Annotated in this window: 19 protein-coding genes; 11 read left to right on the top strand and 8 right to left on the bottom strand. The window is 64.6% G+C overall.

What is annotated here, in order from left to right; all coding sequences use genetic code 11:
• Window positions 1-56 precede the first annotated feature (56 nt).
• A complete protein-coding gene (gene aceE / locus FA85_RS08035) occupies window positions 57-2,750 on the top strand; it encodes a pyruvate dehydrogenase (acetyl-transferring), homodimeric type (RefSeq protein WP_036109892.1) in 2,694 nt (897 codons plus the stop codon).
• Window positions 2,751-2,872: 122 nt separating this feature from the next.
• A complete protein-coding gene (locus tag FA85_RS08030; protein WP_051943245.1) occupies window positions 2,873-3,217 on the top strand; it encodes a DUF4377 domain-containing protein in 345 nt (114 codons plus the stop codon).
• A gap of 96 nt (window positions 3,218-3,313) precedes the next feature.
• Here FA85_RS08030 and FA85_RS08025 read toward each other — a convergent pair whose 3' ends face one another.
• Window positions 3,314-3,637, bottom strand: a complete 324-nt coding sequence (locus tag FA85_RS08025) for a hypothetical protein (protein WP_036109896.1) — start codon at window positions 3,635-3,637, stop codon at window positions 3,314-3,316.
• A gap of 95 nt (window positions 3,638-3,732) precedes the next feature.
• The gene (locus FA85_RS08020) at window positions 3,733-4,416 is read right to left on the bottom strand and encodes a glutathione S-transferase (protein WP_036109899.1); all 684 of its coding nucleotides are present in this window, start codon (window positions 4,414-4,416) and stop codon (window positions 3,733-3,735) included.
• A 107-nt stretch (window positions 4,417-4,523) separates the two neighbouring features.
• On the opposite strand from FA85_RS08020, the gene FA85_RS08015 reads away from it, so the two are divergent.
• Window positions 4,524-4,832: a DUF3247 family protein gene (locus tag FA85_RS08015; protein WP_036109904.1), complete on the top strand. Its 309-nt coding sequence runs from the start codon at window positions 4,524-4,526 to the stop codon at window positions 4,830-4,832.
• Between the two features lie 58 nt (window positions 4,833-4,890).
• Here FA85_RS08015 and FA85_RS08010 read toward each other — a convergent pair whose 3' ends face one another.
• Together FA85_RS08010 and FA85_RS08005 are read right to left on the bottom strand one after the other, a co-directional pair.
• Window positions 4,891-6,195: a thioredoxin fold domain-containing protein gene (locus FA85_RS08010; protein WP_036109907.1), complete on the bottom strand. Its 1,305-nt coding sequence runs from the start codon at window positions 6,193-6,195 to the stop codon at window positions 4,891-4,893.
• A gap of 62 nt (window positions 6,196-6,257) precedes the next feature.
• On the bottom strand, window positions 6,258-7,517 hold the full coding sequence (locus FA85_RS08005) for an MFS transporter (RefSeq protein WP_036109910.1): 1,260 nt from the start codon (window positions 7,515-7,517) through the stop codon (window positions 6,258-6,260).
• Window positions 7,518-7,617: 100 nt separating this feature from the next.
• Between FA85_RS08005 and FA85_RS08000 the strand changes: the two genes are divergently transcribed.
• Entirely contained in the window at window positions 7,618-8,325 is a 708-nt protein-coding gene (locus FA85_RS08000) for a hypothetical protein (protein ID WP_036109912.1), read from the top strand.
• Here the strand turns inward: FA85_RS08000 and FA85_RS07995 are convergent, their stop codons facing one another.
• The gene (locus FA85_RS07995; protein WP_036109915.1) at window positions 8,326-9,147 is read right to left on the bottom strand and encodes a ferritin-like domain-containing protein; all 822 of its coding nucleotides are present in this window, start codon (window positions 9,145-9,147) and stop codon (window positions 8,326-8,328) included.
• Window positions 9,148-9,218: 71 nt separating this feature from the next.
• Window positions 9,219-9,632 carry a universal stress protein gene (locus FA85_RS07990; protein WP_036109918.1) on the bottom strand — a complete coding sequence of 138 codons (414 nt, stop codon included), beginning with the start codon at window positions 9,630-9,632 and terminating at the stop codon, window positions 9,219-9,221.
• Window positions 9,633-9,831: 199 nt separating this feature from the next.
• Here FA85_RS07990 and FA85_RS07985 point away from each other — a divergent pair, with 199 nt between their 5' ends.
• From FA85_RS07985 to FA85_RS07965, 5 genes are all read left to right on the top strand, one after another.
• Entirely contained in the window at window positions 9,832-10,293 is a 462-nt protein-coding gene (locus FA85_RS07985; protein ID WP_036109922.1) for a hypothetical protein, read from the top strand.
• A gap of 133 nt (window positions 10,294-10,426) precedes the next feature.
• On the top strand, window positions 10,427-10,951 hold the full coding sequence (locus FA85_RS07980) for a peroxiredoxin (protein WP_036109926.1): 525 nt from the start codon (window positions 10,427-10,429) through the stop codon (window positions 10,949-10,951).
• A 2-nt stretch (window positions 10,952-10,953) separates the two neighbouring features.
• The gene (locus FA85_RS07975) at window positions 10,954-11,484 is read left to right on the top strand and encodes a hypothetical protein (RefSeq protein WP_036109929.1); all 531 of its coding nucleotides are present in this window, start codon (window positions 10,954-10,956) and stop codon (window positions 11,482-11,484) included.
• 61 nt (window positions 11,485-11,545) lie between these two features.
• Window positions 11,546-12,298, top strand: a complete 753-nt coding sequence (locus FA85_RS07970; RefSeq protein ID WP_036109932.1) for a DUF2884 family protein — start codon at window positions 11,546-11,548, stop codon at window positions 12,296-12,298.
• A gap of 66 nt (window positions 12,299-12,364) precedes the next feature.
• The gene (locus FA85_RS07965) at window positions 12,365-12,799 is read left to right on the top strand and encodes a PA2169 family four-helix-bundle protein (RefSeq protein WP_036109934.1); all 435 of its coding nucleotides are present in this window, start codon (window positions 12,365-12,367) and stop codon (window positions 12,797-12,799) included.
• A gap of 3 nt (window positions 12,800-12,802) precedes the next feature.
• On the opposite strand, the gene FA85_RS07960 is transcribed toward FA85_RS07965, so the two are convergent.
• Window positions 12,803-13,024 carry a hypothetical protein gene (locus tag FA85_RS07960; protein WP_036109937.1) on the bottom strand — a complete coding sequence of 74 codons (222 nt, stop codon included), beginning with the start codon at window positions 13,022-13,024 and terminating at the stop codon, window positions 12,803-12,805.
• A gap of 108 nt (window positions 13,025-13,132) precedes the next feature.
• Window positions 13,133-16,024: an ATP-binding protein gene (locus tag FA85_RS07955; protein WP_081907335.1), complete on the bottom strand. Its 2,892-nt coding sequence runs from the start codon at window positions 16,022-16,024 to the stop codon at window positions 13,133-13,135.
• A gap of 107 nt (window positions 16,025-16,131) precedes the next feature.
• Here FA85_RS07955 and FA85_RS07950 point away from each other — a divergent pair, with 107 nt between their 5' ends.
• Complete coding sequence (locus FA85_RS07950; protein ID WP_036109944.1) at window positions 16,132-16,770, top strand: response regulator; 639 nt, start codon at window positions 16,132-16,134, stop codon at window positions 16,768-16,770.
• Between the two features lie 116 nt (window positions 16,771-16,886).
• Window positions 16,887-17,723, top strand: coding sequence for a DUF2884 family protein (locus FA85_RS07945; protein WP_036109947.1), 837 nt, complete (start codon window positions 16,887-16,889; stop codon window positions 17,721-17,723).
• Window positions 17,724-17,727 lie beyond the last annotated feature (4 nt).

Genomic DNA, 17,727 nt, shown 5'->3' with positions numbered 1-17,727 from the left:
CACCCGCGGGCTTCTTCAGACCCCATGAGCGCGCGGCCAGCGCGAGCGGAGCATCCATGGACCAGATCGACGATATCCTGAACCAGGACCTCGACCCTACCGAAACCCGGGAATGGGTCGAGTCGCTCAACGCCGTCATCAATCATGACGGTACCGAGCGCGCGCATTACCTGCTGGAGCGCATGGTCGATTCGACCCGTCGCGCGGGCGGCTACCTGCCGTTCGATCCGACGACGGAGTACGTGAACACCATCCCGCCGCACATGGAAGCGCGCAGCCCGGGCGACGCCGCCATCGAGTGGCGCATCCGCTCGCTGGTCCGCTGGAACGCCCTCGCCACCGTCGTTCGCGCCAACCGCAAGCCGGGCGACCTCGGCGGCCACATCTCCAGCTTCGCCTCCTCGGCGACCCTGTACGACGTCGGCTTCAATCACTTCTGGCGCGCCCCCAGCGCGGACCACCCGGGCGACCTGGTGTTCCATCAGGGCCATTCGGCGCCGGGTGTCTACGCCCGCTCGTTCCTCGAAGGCCGCATCGGCGAAGAACAGCTCGACCTGTTCCGCATGGAAGTGGAAGGCAAGGGCCGTGGCCTGTCCTCCTACCCGCATCCCTGGCTCATGCCCGACTACTGGCAGGTGCCGACCGTCTCGATGGGTCTCGGCCCGATCCAGGCGATCTATCAGGCGCAGTTCTGGAAATACCTCGAACACCGCGGCCTCATTCCGAAGTCCGATCGCAAGATCTGGTGCTTCATGGGTGACGGCGAGTCGGACGAGCCGGAGTCGCTGGGTGCGATCTCGCTGGCCGGCCGCGAGGGCCTCGACAACCTGATCTTCGTCATCAACTGCAACCTGCAGCGCCTCGACGGCCCGGTTCGCGGCAACGGCAAGATCATCCAGGAACTGGAAGGCGTGTTCCGTGGCGCCGGCTGGAACGCCATCAAGGTCGCCTGGGGCAGCTACTGGGATCCGCTTCTCGCCCGCGACACCTCGGGCAAGCTGCGTCAGCTGATGATGGAAACCGTCGACGGCGAGTACCAGGCCTGCAAGGCCTTCGGTGGCGCCTACACGCGCGAGAAATTCTTCGGCAAGTACCCGGAAACCGCCGCGCTGGTCGCCAACATGTCCGACGACGACATCTGGCGCCTGAACCGCGGTGGCCACGATCCGCACAAGGTCTATGCGGCCTACCACGCGGCCGTGAACACCAGGGGCATGCCGACCGTCGTCCTCGCCAAGACGGTGAAGGGCTACGGCATGGGCGCCGCGGGTGAGTCGCAGAATCCGGCGCACAACCAGAAGAAGATGGACACCGACGCGATCCGCGCCTTCCGCGACCGCTTCAACATTCCCATTCCCGACGACAAGCTCGACGAAGTGCCGTACTACCATCCGGGCAAGGACTCGGAAGAAGTGCAGTACATGCTCGAGCGCCGTCGCGCGCTCGGCGGTTCGCTGCCGCAGCGCCGCCGCAAGTCCGACCAGTCGTTCAAGGCACCGACGATCGAGTCGTTCGAGCAGATCACCAAGGGCACCGGCGATCGCGAGATCTCCACCACCATGGCCCTCGTGCGTGGCATGAACCTCATGCTGCGTGACAAGGAGCTGGGCCCGCGCATCGTCCCTATCGTGGCCGACGAAGCCCGCACCTTCGGTATGGAAGGCATGTTCCGCCAGATCGGTATCTATGCGCCGTTCGGTCAGAAGTACCGGCCGCAGGATGCCGACCAGCTGCTGTATTACCGCGAGGACCAGAAGGGTCAGGTGCTGCAGGAAGGCATCAGTGAGGCCGGCGGCATGAGCGCCTGGCTGGCCGCGGCCACCAGCTACAGCATCAGCAACGTGCCGATGCTGCCGTTCTTCATCTACTACTCGATGTTCGGTTTCCAGCGCATCGGCGACCTCTGCTGGGCCGCCGGCGACATGCGCGCGCGCGGCTTCCTCATCGGCGGTACCTCGGGCCGCACCACGCTCAATGGCGAAGGCCTGCAGCACGAAGACGGTCACTCGCACCTGCTCTCCGGCGCGATCCCGAACGTGGTGTCGTACGACCCGACCTTCTCCTACGAGCTGGCCGTCATCATGCAGGACGGTACGCGCCGCATGATGCAGGAGCAGGAAGACGTCTACTACTACATCACCGTGATGAACGAGAACTACGCCCACCCCGATCTGCCGAAGGGCAGCGAGGAAGGTATCGTCAAGGGCATGTACCTGTTCAAGGACGGCGGCAAGGCGAAGAAGAACGAGCCGCGCGTACAGCTGATGGGTTCGGGCACGATCCTGCGCGAAGTCATCGCGGCCGCCGAACTGCTCGAGAAGGACTTCGGTGTCTCGTCCGACATCTGGTCGGTGCCGAGCTTCTCGGAAGTCCGTCGCGAAGGTTTCGACGCCGAGCGCTGGAACCGTCTGCATCCGGAATCGCCGCAGCGCGTGCCGTACATCACCGGTCTGCTCGCCGACCGTCAGGGTCCGGCGATCGCCGCGACCGACTACGTGCGTGAGTTCGCCGATCAGGTCCGCGCCTTCATGCCGGACGGCATGCGTTACACGGTGCTCGGCACGGACGGCTACGGCCGCAGCGATACGCGTGCGCACCTGCGCAGCCACTTCGAGGTCGATCGCTACTGGATCGCCCAGGCCGCCCTGGCTGCGCTGGCGAAGGAAGGCAAGGTCAACGCCAAGGACGTCAGCCGCGCGATCAAGGAATACAAGCTCGACATGGATAAGCCGAACCCGATGACGGTCTGACAGTCGTCATGTGCGACGCGTAAAAAGGGCCGGAGCGATCCGGCCCTTCCTTTTTTTGGCATCACGTCATGTCGATGGCGGGGCTGTTATCCATGAACGCAACCGACTGCGGAATTCCTGCCATGCGCCTTCCTTTGCTCACTGTCGCCGTCGTCATGCTCGCTGCGTGCGCTACCTCGCCCCAGCAGGGCTCGGCATCGCGGCTGCTGTATATCGCCGGCAGCAAGGTGCCATGCACCACCGGCGTCATGAAGACCGAATGTCTTCAGTACCGCGAGGAGCCGAGCAAACCGTGGCAGGTGACATACGTGCCGGTCGAGGGCCTCGACTGGAAGCCAGGTAACGAGTACCTGCTGAAGATCACCGAAGTTCATTCGAAGAACGCGCCGATGGATGCGTCGCGCGTTACCTGGCACGTCGACAAGATTGTCGAACAGCACGCCGAGTCGATGCCGCCGACACCTTGATCGATGGCTGAAACCGATCTTTGAGATAGTAAAAACGTCGGGTAACAAAAAAGGCCGGAAGCGATTCCGGCCTTTCGTCGGGCAGTTCGACGTCGATCAGTCGTCGTCGCGCAGCGCGTGGCGGATCAGCAGGAAGGTGCCGATAGCGGCCGCGGCGATGCCGATAGTGACGCCCGGGTTGCGACGGACCTGCTTGCGCAGCTTGCGATACTGATAGGTCGCCTCGTCCGCGAAATCCTCAGCCAGGTAGCGCGCACGACGACCGGTGCTGCGGCTGGCGAACTTGTTGGTGACGCGACGGGTGCGATCGAGCAGATCGTTGCCCGAGCTCTGGGCCTCATCGGCGTAGTGACGGACGCGCCCCGATACACCGTTGACGGCGCTCTCGACCTGACGCGCGAATTCACGATTTCTGCTCATGGTGACTCCCTCTCAAGTGATGCGGACGGGGATCGACTTTGCGATCCCCGCCGTGAGCACGGTGTAAACAGCCGAGGGTGCGATTGAGCGGCGATTCAGCGGGGCGGCTTCGGCGCCAGGTCGTAATCGCCGCCACGTTTCAGGGCCGCCTGATAGGCCGGACGTGCGTGGATCCTTTCCAGGAAAGCGGTCAGGCGAGGGCGTGACGCGTCCAGTCCGCCCCGGCTTGCGGCGGCTTCCAGCGGGAAACTCATCTGGATGTCGGCGGCCGTGAACTCGTCACCGGCGAACCAGCCCGACTGGCCGATTTCGCCTTCCAGGTAGTCCAGATGCAGCTTGAGCTGCGGATCGATGAACGTTTTCTGCCCGCCCTTCGCCATCATTCGTGCCACCGGTTTCGCGAAGAACGGCACCGGGGCGCTCTCCATGCGGACGAACACCAGTTTGAGCAGGAGCGGTGGCATGGCCGAGCCTTCCGCGTAGTGCAGAAAATAGGTGTAACGCCGCGCATCGGCGGTATCCGCGGGTGGTTTCAGTCGTCCGTTGCCGTAGCGACCGACCAGGTATTCGATGATGGCGCCCGACTCCGCCACGGTGATGTCGCCGTCGACCAATACCGGCGATTTACCCAGCGGGTGGATGGCGCGAAGCGACCTGGGCGCCAGCATCGTCTTCGGGTCGCGCTCGTAGCGGACGATCTCGTACGGCAGGCCGAGTTCCTCCAGCAGCCACAGGACGCGCTGTGAGCGCGAGTTGTTCAGGTGATGGACCGTGATCATGGCTGACTCGCGCGTGGAGGGAGGCGCAGGTTAGCAGCGTGCCACGTAGACATTCCATCGACGGGCGGAGAGTAGCGTCTGGGATCTTGTTCACGAGGAGCGATGCCATGAGCCGCGAAGCCGAGACGATTCACACTGGCCCCGGATCCATCGAGCGCCTTCAGGCGCTCATCGGGGATCTGAGGGATAACGCCAAGGTCGTGCTGCATCTGCGGGACGGCTCGCGGATGGAGGGCGTCGTGGCGGTGGTGCCGACGGTGCAGAATTTTGTGGACCCAGCCGGCACCGAAGGCGTCAACGGCGTGGTCAAGCTGATCGACCCCGCCCGCCCCGAATGGTCGGCGACGGTCTCGCTCGACACGATTGCGAAGGTGGAGCACCTGGATTCGGTGGTCTACGGGACGTCACAGAGCTGAGTGACGATGTGGAGCCGGGGTCCGCCAGCGGCTCGCCCCGGTGTCCGGCGGCCCCGTCTCAGCCGGCAGCGGCCAACGACTCCTGCAGCTTCTTGCTCTGCTCCGGAAACGCCTTGCCTTCCGCCGCGATAGTCTCCGCCACCACCTTTTTCGCCTCGCCATCGCGATGGAGTGCACGAAGTGCCTTTACCCGGAACGTCGCCACCGTAAAGCGATTCGCGCCATAGGCCTTCGTGGCCGCCGCGTCCAGATACGGGAGCCCGCCGGCCGCATCGCCCTTCTCCACGAGGCGGCGTCCATAGCGATAGCTGTACACATAATCGTCCGGATACGCCGCGATGAGCTGCTTTTCCAGCGTGTCGAGTTCATCGCCCGTCTTCGCCCGCACGAGGTAGACGCGCAGGTTGTCGGCGAGATTGCGATCGCTCCTGAGGTCGCCGTGCAGCTTCTCGCGGCTGAGATCGATCGCCTTGCGCAGGACGGCCTGCTCACCCTCGTGATCGCCAAGCGCCGCATCGAGATCGGCAGCCGTCAGCACGGCGCTTCGCTGATCGGCACATGCGGGAGTCGCGGTGAAGACCTGCGTCGCGATGAACTGCTCGTACGGTGCCTTCTGCGGGCTCAGTGCGGCCGTGCGTGAGTCGGGATGCCGCGTTTCGGTGGCACCGATCAGATCGTCCAGCACGTAAGGACGATCGCAGCCGATATTGCCGTCGAGAATCTTCGTCGCCGCGGCGGCGATCGCGGCGTCGTCCTTCTTTTCCTTCGCTTGCAGGAGAAGCAGGCGCTGCTTGGCAAGCGCGACGCGTTTGTCCTTGTCGGACACGTTGCGGACCATCGGTGGCAGCGTGTCGAACCACGCCATACCTTCGGTGCCCTGATAGCGCAGCTGGTAGGTATCGAGTACGTCGGCCACCGAGGCGAGCGAGCCCTTCGCGGCATCCGCCTTCTGCTTCGACAGGCGTGCATCGCCGGAAAGCAGTCCGCCGACCTCTTTATAGAACGTGTCGCGGGGACGTTCGGCGAGGATGCGGCCGAGTTCCTCGCCGTCCGGGCCGATGGCCACATAGGTGGGCAGGAAGTGCACGTTCCACTTCGTCATCCAGGCCTTGTCGGCCGGTTGGTCGGCGTCGGCCTCGTAGAAAATCACCTTAGTGTTGAGATCCGTCCACTCCTTGCCGTTGAGCACGTGACTGGCCATGAAGTAGCACGAATAACACCATACCGCCTGAAAATCGACGAGCACCGGCTTGTGCTCGCGCTTGCCCTGGGCGAGGGCGGCATCGAGACTGGCTGGGCCCTCATGGGCGGCGAAAGCCGGCGCGGCGAGGGCGACAAGGGTGGCGGCGAGCAGGCGCTTCATGGTGGACGTCCCCTTTTTGGCGGTATAGACGTCCACCCTAATAGCACGTTTCAACGGGTGTGTCAGATCGTGTCGCTGGCGCCTTCGACGGGATCCGGCTCGGATACCAGCCCCTGGCGGTGCCGCAGGGACGGGAACCACCACATCCAGAGCCCGACCACGACCAGCGTGCCGATGCCGCCGATAAGGGTCGCATTGACCGCGCCAAGTGCCGCGGCGAGTATTCCCGACTCGAATTCGCCCAGCTGGTTGGAGGTGTTGATGAAGATGGCATTGACGGCGCTGACGCGGCCGCGCATGTCGTCGGGTGTCTCCAGCTGTACCAGCGCGCCGCGGATCACCATGCTGACCATGTCGAACGCGCCCAGCGCGAACAGCGCGACGATGGACAGCCAGAGCGAGGTGGACAAAGCGAAGACCAGCGTTGCGATGCCGAATCCGGCCACCGAGGCGAACATGATCGGCCCGACCCGGCGCTCGAGCGTGTGTCGTGACAGCCAGATCGACATCAGCAGCGCGCCCACCGCCGGAGCGCCACGCAGCATGCCCAGGCCCCAGGGGCCGGTGTGCAGGATGTCCTTGGCAAAGATGGGGAGCAACGCGGTAGCGCCACCCAGCAGCACCGCGAACAGATCCAGCGATATCACGCCGAACACCGCCGGCCGACGACGGATGAAGTGCACGCCCGCGAACAGCGTTTTCAGGGTCGCCGGCTCACGGCGGGGCGGCGCGTGGTCGTACGACAGCCGCGACATCAGCGTGAACGCGACGAGGTAGAGCACGGCGGACACACCGTAGACCGCGGCGGGGCCCGCGATATACAACAGGCCGCCAAGCGCCGGGCCGGCGATCATCGCGGCCTGTCCCGCGGCGGAGGTGGACGCCATCGCCCGTGGAAGCACGTGGGCGGGAACGATGGCCGGCAGCATCGCCGACAATGCCGGGAACTCGAACGCCTTGCCGACGCCGATCACGAAGACCAGCGCGAGAATGCCCGCTTCGTTCAGGTGGCCGGTGAAGCTGAAGACCGCCAGCGCCGCGATGGCGAGCCATTCGATCGCCTGGCAGAGCGTAACGATCCGCCGCCGGTCGAACTGGTCCGCGACATGCCCTGCCGGCAGCGCCAGCAGTACCGAGGGCACGAACTGCACGAGGCCGATAAGGCCGAGATCCAGGGCGCGCCCGGTGATCTCGTAGATCTGCCAGCCCACCGCGACCGACATCATCTGGAAGCCGAAGCTCGACGCGTTCCTGGCAAACCAGAACTGCAGGAAAGCGCGATGGCGCAGCAGGAAAACGGGCGCCGGGGGCATGGACGACATGAGGACTTCCTTGGGAGCGTGCGCGCATTTTACGCGTCGCCTTGCCAATCGCGCCGTCGAAGGGCGAAGCTACGGCTTTCCATGCCGGAATCGCAAGATCATGCGCAGACTCGCCACGCTCATCGCCGTTACCGCGCTCACCGCCGCCTGTTCGTCACCGCAGGATCAGCCGGCCGCGCAGGCGCCCGTCGCCAACAATCAGGCCGACGAAGCGGCGAAGAAGCTCGAGACCTACCAGCAGTTGCTGAAGCTGCACAACGATGGCCCGGCCGTGCAGCTGGGACATGAGATCGTCGACAAATATCCGGACACGCCAGCCGCCGCCGAGGTGAAAAAGACGCTCGCCGACCTGGAAACCAACTTCAAGGCCGCCAGCGAGAAGGCGCGCCTGTCCGCGTTGTGGCTCTACCAGACCTCACCCATGCAGGGCGGCACGCAGAGTACGGCCACGATCCAGACCACGCGCCCCACGGGCGAAGAGACGGTGCGCCTGATCCTGCGGCGGCATACCGCCTGGGGCCAGAGCGTGTTTCTCTACGCGACCGGCGGCAAGGGCTTCGTCTGCAAGGGCGACTGCGACCTCAAGGCCACTTTCGACGGCAAGCCGAAAACCATCAAGGCCTTCCGCCCGCCGACGGGAGAACCCGCACTGCTGTTCCGCAACGATGCCGCCTTTCTCAAGGATCTTGCGAAGACGAAGCGGCTCACGATCGATGTCGTGACGATCACCCGTGGTGAAACCACTCTTACCTTCGAAACCGGCGGCTTCGACAACGACAAGTGGACGCCGTTGCCGAAGAAAAAATGATCAGTGCAGGAACAGCTTCTCGGTGATCCGCGTCAGCGGCCATTCGAGCATGGCGTTCATCTTCGCGGGAAGGTCCAGCGGGCGGAGCAGCATTTTTACGGTCATTTCCGCGGGAATATGCCGTTTGAGGAGGCCTTCCGCCTTGCTGGTGACACGCCGGAATTCCGCGTCGTCGTGCGCTTTCTCCGGATAGCGCACATTGAAGACGTGGCGCAGCGCGATGTCGCTGTCCTCGTTCTTGATCTCGCTCAGGCGCTTGACCAGCACGCGCAGCGTGCTGAAACGACCGATACCGTCGCGCTTTCGATAGATCCGGAAGTGCTGGTAGAAGTGTTTGTAATGACGGACTTCGTCGCTCTTGATGTGGTTGGTCAGTTCGCGCAGCACCGGCTCATCGGTGACGTCGTTGAGCGCGCGATAGAGGCTGGCGGTGCCTGTTTCGACGACGCAGCGCGCCGCCAGTTCGAGGCCGCGGTTAGGCTCGAGTTCTTCGGCGGTGCAGACGGAACCGTAGTGCGCGAAGAAGTTCCTGAACCCTTCGTCCCAGTCGAACTCGGGCCACACATGGCGAACGTAGGCGGCCAGCGCGCGGCCATGCTGCATTTCCTCGTGCTCCCAGTGATCGCGAAGCCAGGCCTGCAGCTCGTCGTCACCGGCAAAATGATCGACGAGGTTATGCGTGTACAGGTCGGAACCGCTTTCGACGAACGACGAGCTGCACAGCAGGAGGAACAGGTCTTCGTTGTGCCTGACCTTCTCGATGTCGATGCGCGAGAGGTCCAGTTGTTCGAGCGTCCATGGCAAGGTGGCGGCGTAGCTCACTTAAGGTGTTCCTCGATCGCTTGACGTGTTGCCCCCCCGGGGCGTTGCCGAATTGTGACAAAGCCGGGCGATTAGCGCACCACGGTCACGGGAACATGCGCCTTGGCCAGCACGTCGGTCGAGGTCGAACCGACCAGCCAGCGGGCCAGGGCACCCCGATCGGTGTGCCCGATGACGATATGGTCGACCCCATGCTGAGCCACGTACGAGAGCAGGGCGTCGCCCGGGCTGCCGTGAACCATGCCCACCTCCACCTGGATACCCGGCGCGGACTGGAGCGCGGCGATTTCGGCCCGCAGGGCATCGAGGCGATCCTTACCGTTGTCGCTCATCATGAGAGCCGACGTGTCGGCGCCGTTGTCCAGCTGCCAGACGGAGACCACGTGCACGCTGGCCTGGGCGCAGGCGGCCAGTTCGATGGCGAACAGGTAGGCGCGGCGGGCGGTTTCCGAGCCGTCGTAGCCGACGAGAATGTTCTTGGGCATGGCAGCTCTCTTTATCTCTTATGACGACCGCATTCGATAGTAGAGCGACCGTGTCGACGCGGCGAGAGGGGTTCACCAGCCGTCCACGTAGCCTGCAGCTTCCTGAACGGCCACGGCGGGACTCCGTGTTTCTTCACATTCGTGAGTGGAGAATCCGCCCACACACAGTCCCTGCCACTCACTCTTACGGAGAATCAACATGATCAAGCGCATCGCGGGTATGGCCATTATCGCAGTGGCCGCGGCAGGTGCTTTCACGGTGCAGCCGGCGAAGGCCGAGTCGACCGCCGCAACGAAGTGCCACATGACCTTCAGCACCACCGGCTGGGCCGCCATCTACAAGAAGGCTGACGGCCGCGGCCACGTCCGTTGCGACAACGGCCAGAGCGCCGACGTGCTCATCCACGTCCGTGGCGGCGGTCTGACGGCTGGCAAGTTCAGCATCGAAGGCGGCAAGGGCGAGTTCACCAACGTCAAGGGCATCAGCGAAATCTACGGCGAATACGCTTCGGGCGGCGCCAACGCGGGTGTCGTGAAGAGCGCCGAGAGCGCCGCCATGACCAAGGGCGAAGTCTCGCTTGCCGTCACCGGCACCGGCCGTGGCTTCAACCTCGGCGTGGATCTGAGCAAGTTCGAAATCGAGCGTCTCGGCAGCAAGTAATCGCGACCGCGGTGAGTTTCGAGGGGCGCCCGATCGGGCGCCCTTTTTTTTTATGGCCGGCAGAGTGGGGTGAGGCCACCCCGGGAGGCCGGCGAGTACACTCACGCTATTCCATCCCTTCGAGGTTTCCCCCATGCGCCGCCTCCTCAGCGTCATCGCCCTGTCCCTAGTTACCGCCGCCGCCTGGGCCGCCACCCCGGTCGCCGGCGAGAAGGCCCCGGATTTCCGCCTGCAGGATCAGAAGGGTGACTGGCACACCCTCGACACCCATAAGGGCAAGTGGCTGGTGATGTACTTCTATCCGAAGGACTTCACGGCCGGTTGCACCACCGAGGTCTGCACCTTCCGCGACGACATCGCCAAGCTGCACAAGGCCGGCGCGGACGTGGTCGGCATCAGCCTCGACGACGTCAAGTCGCACGCCGAGTTCGCCGAGAAGTATCACGTGCCGTTCCCGCTCCTGTCGGACGCCGATGGCGCCACGGCCGTGAAGTACGACGTGCTCAACAACAAGCTCGGCATGAAGTACGCCCGCCGCGAAACCTTCCTGATCGACCCGGCCGGCAAGATCGTCAAGGTTTACAAGGACGTCGACCCGGAGAAGAACTCCGGTCAGGTGTTGTCCGATCTCGACCAGTTCAAGAAGGCGGGTGCCTGAGCGTGCTCCAGGCATCCCGCAATGCGCGCCCCTTCGCGCCGTGGCGCATCGTCGTATGGCTGGTGATGCTGCTCGCCGCGGCGGGTTTCGTCATCAATGCCTATGCGTCCGTGGTCGTCGCGCATGCGGCCGGGGCGCTGACGGAGGAAGCCGTTGCCGGCGGCCCCAGTCCCCGTATCGCCCTGGCCTGGTCGGTGGGTTACACGCTGGCCGCCTTCGGCATCATGGTCGTCGCGCTGTCCACACTGCGCTGGCGGGCATGGGCTCGGGATGCGATGCGCCTCGTCGCCCTGTTGCTTATGGTCTGGGCGGCTTACACGGCTTGGTTCGCCTACGGTCAGTGGCAACAGATCGGCGTCGTGCTCGGTCAGCCGGGCCTGCCGCCGGATCTGGTGACGGTCGCAAGCAGGCAGCACACCATCATGCTGGTGAGCGTCATTCTCAAGGCCGCGTCGGTGCCTCTGCTGGGCTGGCTGGCGTGGGCGCTCGGCAGCGTGCGGGTCCGCCAGCAGTTTCTGGCATCCGGTCTGTGAGAACGGTTCAGCGAGGATTAGTCCGGCGAAAGGTATCGAGTCACTTTCGCCGGGATCCTTCATGACCGCTCGCCTGACCGCATTCGTACTGGCCCTCTGCTTCGCGGGCGGTGCCGCAGCCCAGGGTCTCGACCACAGCTGCCGCATCGCAAGCAGCTACGATCTGACCGTACGGCCTGACGCGCTGCTGTTCGAGCGGCCGGAGGTCGCACCGCGCACCGTGCGAATGCACGACGGATCGCTGTCCACGGACGGTCGTGACGTCAGCCTCAGGCCCGACGAGCAGGACCGCGTCGCGTTGTTCGAACGAAGCGTCCGTGCGTTGTTACCCAAAGCGAAGGCCCTGGCGAGCGATGGGGTCGACATCGCTGCCCAGGCGGTACGCGACGAGGCGGCGACGGCTGCTCCGGGTGCGGCGGCGAGCGGCGATCTCGATCGCGCCCTGAACGCTCGGGTGGCCGACATCAAGCGACGTATTGCCGCCAGCCAGAGCACCCGCGACTGGCAGGAAGACGCGATGCGCGCCTACGCGCAGGAAATCGTGTCCGATATCACGCCCATCCTGACCGAGGACGTGGGAGGCGAAGCGATGCAGCTTGCGATGAACGGCGATCTTCAGGGTGCGGCCGCGCTGCGTGACCGGGTCGCGTCGGTGTCCAGCGGCGGGCAGGCGCGTGTCATGACCCGCGTGGAAAACGCACTGAGGCCCCGTGTACAGGCCTTGTGCCCGTCCATCCGCCAGTTGCTCGACCTCCAGTCAGGGCTGCGCGATGCGAGCGGGCACCCGATGCTTCTGCTCGAGAGCGGCGAATGACCGCTGGCTGACCAGGACAGGCCGCATTTAGGGGGCGCTAAGTCCCGGGGGTCTAACGTCCGCCCCATGGAACGTACTTCGATCCGTGTCGTGAATGGGCTGATCCGCCGCGTCATCGCGGATCGGGATCTCTATCGTCAGGCGGCCCGTAGCGTCCGCGAGCCAGGGCTCCGCGCGATCCTTGAAGAGTCCGCCGACTCCCTGACCGCCATTGCAGGCGATCTGCAGGGTCAGGTGAGCGCCACCGGTGGTAAGCCTGCGCTGGTCGGTGGCGCCATGAGTGGCGTTCGTCGGACGATGATGGAAGCCACGGTAAAGCTGTCTCACGATCCCGACGTGACCTGGATACGCACTCTCGAACAGATGGAACATCGCCTGCTTGAGGCGTTTCTTCGTCTCGAGGCGTCATCCGGTGACCGTGCGGCGGTGGGGCGGCACATCGCGCGGCTGCGCCTGTTGCACCTGGACATGACCAACCTCGGCGGCGCGACCGGGCGCTGACCCTCAGGCGGCTCTGCGCAGGTCGCGCAGCGTCCGATGTAGCACCTTGTCAGCCGATACGTGCACACGGTGTCGGCCCATGAGCGTCTCGCGATCGGCGAAGAAGTTGGCGAAAGCGATGGCGTCCGCCGCATCGGTGCGGACAGCGATCTGCATGCCATCGCGGAAAATGCCCCAGGCATCCCCTACGTCGGCGATGTGGTACTCGATGATGTGCCCGCTCATGCTTGCCTCCGTCCCCGCGCGATCGCGTTCCCTGACAGGATGGACTTGAGACACTGGGACAAAGAATCAGACGATTCTGAAAAATCGACTTTTCTTTTGAGAAAGTCCTCAAGTTAGAGGCCCGTGCTGCACCGCCTCCCGCAACCGGGCCACGAAGCGATTCAGTAAAGGTGGCATGTCGGCTAGCCGTGCCATGGCGTCCTCCGCTCCTGCACCTGATACGAGTGCGCGCTGGAGTGCTTCGACGCTGATCGCCTCCGGCGACACGCCGAAAATGCGCATGCCCCCGAGTATCCGATGCAGCCGTTCGCCTGCGGCGCCGGGCGTTGCCGCGGCACGCAGTTCGTCGACGTCGTGGCGAAGGCCCGCGGCGAAGCGATCGACCATCGCAGGAAGTGCCGTCAGATCCCCGAAGGTTTCGCGCCACAGGTCGAAGTCCCATGAATCGCTGGTCGTCCGCGGCTCGCCTGCCAGCGGTACGATCGCGTCGCGCAGGGTCGCCAGTCGCAGCGGCTTGGTGACGAACGCATCCACGCCATCGGCCAGGCACCGATCTCGTTCCGTCGCCATGACGTCCGCCGTCATGGCGACGATGCGCATCGTTTCGCCGCGCTCGCGAAGTGCGCGTATGAGTTCATGTCCGTCCATGACGGGCATGTGGATGTCGGTGAGCAGCACGTCGACACGCCATTGCCCGGCAATGGCCAGCGCTTCAGCGCCGTCGTTGGCGATTCGGTAGGGGTGACCGAGGCGTTCGAGCTGCGCCGCGACGAGCTCGCGGTTGATCGCGTGATCCTCGGCGACCAGCACATGGCACATACGCGCCACGGTGCCGGTTGGCCCGGGCACCGTGTCGGGCGGACTCGTCGCCTCGCAGACGGGAAGGCTGAGATCCACGGTGACCCGCGTGCCCACGCCTGGCGAGCCGCTCATGGCGATCTGCCCATGCAGGAGATCCACGAGGCTGCGACTGATGGTCAGGCCGAGTCCACTACCGCCGAAACGTCGTGCCGTCGACGCTTCGGCCTGGCTGAAGGGAGAAAACAGCCGGTCGATATCCTCGGTCGCGACGCCTATCCCCGTGTCGCCGACGCAGAAGCGCACCGCCTGGACTTCAGGTGTGTCTTCGATGACGTCGACCGTCAGCTCGACGCCGCCTTCCTCCGTGAATTTCACCGCGTTGCTTACCAGGTTCAGCAGAATCTGGCGCAGGCGGCTGCTGTCCACAAGAAGGCATGCCGCGAGGCGGGGGTCGATGCGAGTGCCCAGTCGCAGGCCCTTCTTGCCCGCCTGCCAGCGATGAAGGTCGATGACTCCGGATACCAGCGAGCGGATGTCCACGGGTGAGGGATCGATCAGGACGCGGCCCGCCTCGATCCGCGAAAAATCCAGCACATCGTCCAGGATTTGCAGCAGTGCCTCGGCCGAGCTCTCCGCCGTGGTCAGCAGTCGCCGTTGTGCCTCGTCCAGTTCGGTTTCACCCAGTATCTCGAGCGTACCGAGCACGCCATGCATCGGCGTGCGGATTTCGTGGCTCATAGTGGCCAGAAATCGGCTCTTTGCCTGAGTGGCGGCTTCGGCTGCGAGCTTTGCCGAGGCCAGCTGGCTCGACTGCCGGTGGCGTTCCGACACGTCGATCCAGTAGCCGGTGAATTCGACGGCGTCGCCGACGCGCCGTGGCAAGGCGTGGGACGCCACCCAGCGTTCCGGTGCGACGTCCCTGACACGAAGCTCCGCATGCAGGGGCTGCAACGTCGCGGCACTCTGCGCCATCGCAGCCAGGAGCGATGACTGGTCGCGTTCGTCCACCCGTTCGAAGGCGCGACGTTCGTCGCGAAGGATCGTTTCCGCGTCGATGCCGAACATGGGCTCCGGGTTGCCGCCGACGTAGATGAAGGTGATGGGACCATCGGTCCGGTACATGAAGCGATAGACGACGGCCGGCATATGGCGTGTGACATCGGCCAGCTGCGCTTCGCTGCGCACGCGCCTTCGCGTTTCCCTGCGTAGCTGGAGGTAGGCGTACGACACGGCCATCAGCAACAGCAGTGCGAGCACGCCCGCTGGCCCGACCTTGCGTGCGATCTCCGTCCAGGACCCACCCCACGTGTAGTGCGAACGCAGCCACGTATTGCGGATCGACTGCGAGCGGCGTTCCGGCAAGCGGGCCAGAGCCCGGTCGATCAACGGGACCAGAGGGGCGTAGCGAGCCGACACGGCGACGGTGAGTTCAGCGCGCTCGTTCGTCGGGGCGGCCAGCTTGAGTTTCGCCGGATAATCGCGCCGGATCAGCGCCTCCGCGGTGGCGATGTCACCGACGTAAGCCTCCGCCGTGCCCGTGGCCACGGCCTGCAATCCATCCGCTGTGGTCCGGACATCGATGACGCCGACGCCAGGTATCGCCTTGACCGCTGCGGCCACGGCGCCCTGGGACAGGTTGGCCGCGACATGCCGTCCCGCGAGGTCGTGACTGTCGCCGATGGTGGCGAAATCCTCCCGGGTGACGATCATCACCGGAAATTCGGCGTAGGGCGCCGAAAAGATGAAATGCCTGCCGAGTTCCGCGTTACGCGCCGACGCGGCCGGGAGTACATCGATGTCGCCGGCTGACGCGGCGCGTACCGCCTCATGCCAGTCCGATGTCGGTACCGTCCGCGTCCTGAGGCCGAGTGCGTGCAGCGCGGCCTCCAGATAATCGATCGACAGACCCTCGGCTTCGCCATCCCGGCCGATCATCGATAGCGGTGCGGCTGTCGGATCGATGCCGATGCGCAATACCGGAAGCGTCGCGAGCCAGCGTCGTTCGTCCTCGCTCAGCGGGACATCGGCTTCCGACGATGATGGTAACGCCCACGCGTAATCGTCCGTCGTGCGCCCATCGCTCTGCCAGAGCGATGCCGATGCAAACGGTGGGCGATCACCCGCGTAGGCCGTGTCGAGGGCCGCGCCCCAAGCGATGGCGAGACATCCCAATTTGACCAATTTTCTCAATAGCTTCATGGCGTTCCTTCGACCACGAACGGAGCTTTACTGTAATCTCCGCGATGCGAACAGAAGTAACATATTGCATGGAAAGCGGCTGCGCATTTCCGCCGCTGAGGGAAAACATGGTTCTGCGAACGATCATTGCCGACGATCATCCGGTAGTCCTGATGGGTACGCGCGCCGCGCTCGAGGCTACCGGTGACATCGAAGTGGTCGGCGAGGCAGCCAACGGCGATCGCTTGCTCGACGTACTCGCCGCGTGTCCGTGCGATGTCGTGGTCACCGACTTTTCGATGCCGGGCGGCCGTCACGGCGACGGGCTCGGTCTGATCGATCTCATCCGTCGTCGTTATCCCAGGTTGCCCGTCGTCGTGCTTACGATGGTCAACAATGCCGCCGTACTGCAAGCCATGAGAGCGCGCGGCGCGCTCGGACTATGCGACAAGCGCGCACCCCTCAGGGAAGTGGCTGTCGCCGTCAGGCAGGCCGCCAATGGCCGTCCGTTTCTCAGCGATACGATCCGCCGGCAGTTCGACGAGGCGGGCGTACAGGCGCCCAGCGACGCGTCGCGTCTGTCGGCGCGGGAGATGGAGGTCGTGCGGCTCTATGTCGGCGGGATGTCGATCTCGCAGATCGCGGAGCGACTCAGTCGCAGTGTCAAGACGGTGAGCCGGCAAAAGCGCGACGCGATGCGAAAGCTGGGGCTCGACCACGACAGTCGTCTGTCCGAGTACGCCCGGGAACGCGGCATCGCTTCCTGACCGTGCCGAACGTCATCCCGTGACCTGCAGCCCATGCGTCGTTCATCGCAACGGTTTAAACCATGAGCGAGCCGGCCGCATCTGAGTCGGCGTCATCCATCTCAGGGAGCAGGGCCATGCGCCGTTCAACGATCACCGGCACGCTCGCCGCCGTAGCGGTGCTTACCGCCAGCGCCGTCGGCGCGCGGACGATCAACTTCAGCACCGACACCTGCAAGAGCGATTACTCCACGCCTTACGATGTCGACGTCACGAGTTCAGGCCTGTCTTTCCATCGCAAGAACGGCGTGCCGGCTCAGATCTTTCTTCATGACGGTACGGTGCGCGTGGATGGTAAGCAGATTGCCGTCTCCCAGGTCGATGCCGAGGCGCTGCGCCGTTACGAGGATGGCGTCCGCAAGCTGGTGCCCCAGGTCGCGACGATCGCCCGTGAGGGTATTCAGCTTGGTTTTGCGGCGATGACCACGGTGACACTGTCGTTCGCCGACGGCGACCAGCGGGCCGCCATGCTGGAGAAGCTGAAGCGTAAGCAGGCCCAGGCCTTGCGTGAGATCGACGAAGGTCTGGGCGCCGGCCACTGGTCCGGCGACCGGATGGAGGAGACGATCGGCGGTTCGATTTCCGACAGCGTTGGCGAACTGGTCGGGTCGGTCACGTCCAGCGCCGTGACGGCAGCCCTGTCCGGCGACTCCAGCAAGGTAGCCGCTTTGCAGGCGCGTGCGGAATCGCTGGAAAAATCCCTCGACGGCGAGATGAACAAGCGCTCGAAGGCACTGGAGAAGCGTACCGACCTGATCTGCCCACAGCTCAACGATCTCGCCGAGCTGCAGCATGGCTGGTCGGTACGCCAGCCCGATGGCAAGCCTCTGGAACTGATGACGGTCAAGCCCAAGGGCAGCGACGATCACGAAGGCGAGGCCGCGAAGGGCGGCAGGAAAGTCGCGTCCTTCTGAGTTC

The organism is Luteibacter mycovicinus (assembly GCF_000745235.1).
GTDB lineage: Bacteria > Pseudomonadota > Gammaproteobacteria > Xanthomonadales > Rhodanobacteraceae > Luteibacter > Luteibacter mycovicinus.
Note: the sequence above shows the minus strand (reverse complement) of the source record. Positions and strands in the feature narration are given on the sequence as shown.

What these genes read in the sequence shown, in the direction of transcription:
- aceE (WP_036109892.1), top strand. Translation starts at nt 57, where the DNA reads ATGGACCAGATCGACGATATCCTGAACCAGGACCTCGACCCTACCGAA.
- FA85_RS08030 (WP_051943245.1), top strand. Translation starts at nt 2,873, where the DNA reads ATGCGCCTTCCTTTGCTCACTGTCGCCGTCGTCATGCTCGCTGCGTGC.
- FA85_RS08025 (WP_036109896.1), bottom strand. Translation starts at nt 3,637, where the DNA reads ATGAGCAGAAATCGTGAATTCGCGCGTCAGGTCGAGAGCGCCGTCAAC.
- FA85_RS08020 (WP_036109899.1), bottom strand. Translation starts at nt 4,416, where the DNA reads ATGATCACGGTCCATCACCTGAACAACTCGCGCTCACAGCGCGTCCTG.
- FA85_RS08015 (WP_036109904.1), top strand. Translation starts at nt 4,524, where the DNA reads ATGAGCCGCGAAGCCGAGACGATTCACACTGGCCCCGGATCCATCGAG.
- FA85_RS08010 (WP_036109907.1), bottom strand. Translation starts at nt 6,195, where the DNA reads ATGAAGCGCCTGCTCGCCGCCACCCTTGTCGCCCTCGCCGCGCCGGCT.
- FA85_RS08005 (WP_036109910.1), bottom strand. Translation starts at nt 7,517, where the DNA reads ATGTCGTCCATGCCCCCGGCGCCCGTTTTCCTGCTGCGCCATCGCGCT.
- FA85_RS08000 (WP_036109912.1), top strand. Translation starts at nt 7,618, where the DNA reads ATGCGCAGACTCGCCACGCTCATCGCCGTTACCGCGCTCACCGCCGCC.
- FA85_RS07990 (WP_036109918.1), bottom strand. Translation starts at nt 9,632, where the DNA reads ATGCCCAAGAACATTCTCGTCGGCTACGACGGCTCGGAAACCGCCCGC.
- FA85_RS07985 (WP_036109922.1), top strand. Translation starts at nt 9,832, where the DNA reads ATGATCAAGCGCATCGCGGGTATGGCCATTATCGCAGTGGCCGCGGCA.
- FA85_RS07980 (WP_036109926.1), top strand. Translation starts at nt 10,427, where the DNA reads ATGCGCCGCCTCCTCAGCGTCATCGCCCTGTCCCTAGTTACCGCCGCC.
- FA85_RS07970 (WP_036109932.1), top strand. Translation starts at nt 11,546, where the DNA reads ATGACCGCTCGCCTGACCGCATTCGTACTGGCCCTCTGCTTCGCGGGC.
- FA85_RS07965 (WP_036109934.1), top strand. Translation starts at nt 12,365, where the DNA reads ATGGAACGTACTTCGATCCGTGTCGTGAATGGGCTGATCCGCCGCGTC.
- FA85_RS07960 (WP_036109937.1), bottom strand. Translation starts at nt 13,024, where the DNA reads ATGAGCGGGCACATCATCGAGTACCACATCGCCGACGTAGGGGATGCC.
- FA85_RS07955 (WP_081907335.1), bottom strand. Translation starts at nt 16,024, where the DNA reads ATGAAGCTATTGAGAAAATTGGTCAAATTGGGATGTCTCGCCATCGCT.
- FA85_RS07950 (WP_036109944.1), top strand. Translation starts at nt 16,132, where the DNA reads ATGGTTCTGCGAACGATCATTGCCGACGATCATCCGGTAGTCCTGATG.
- FA85_RS07945 (WP_036109947.1), top strand. Translation starts at nt 16,887, where the DNA reads ATGCGCCGTTCAACGATCACCGGCACGCTCGCCGCCGTAGCGGTGCTT.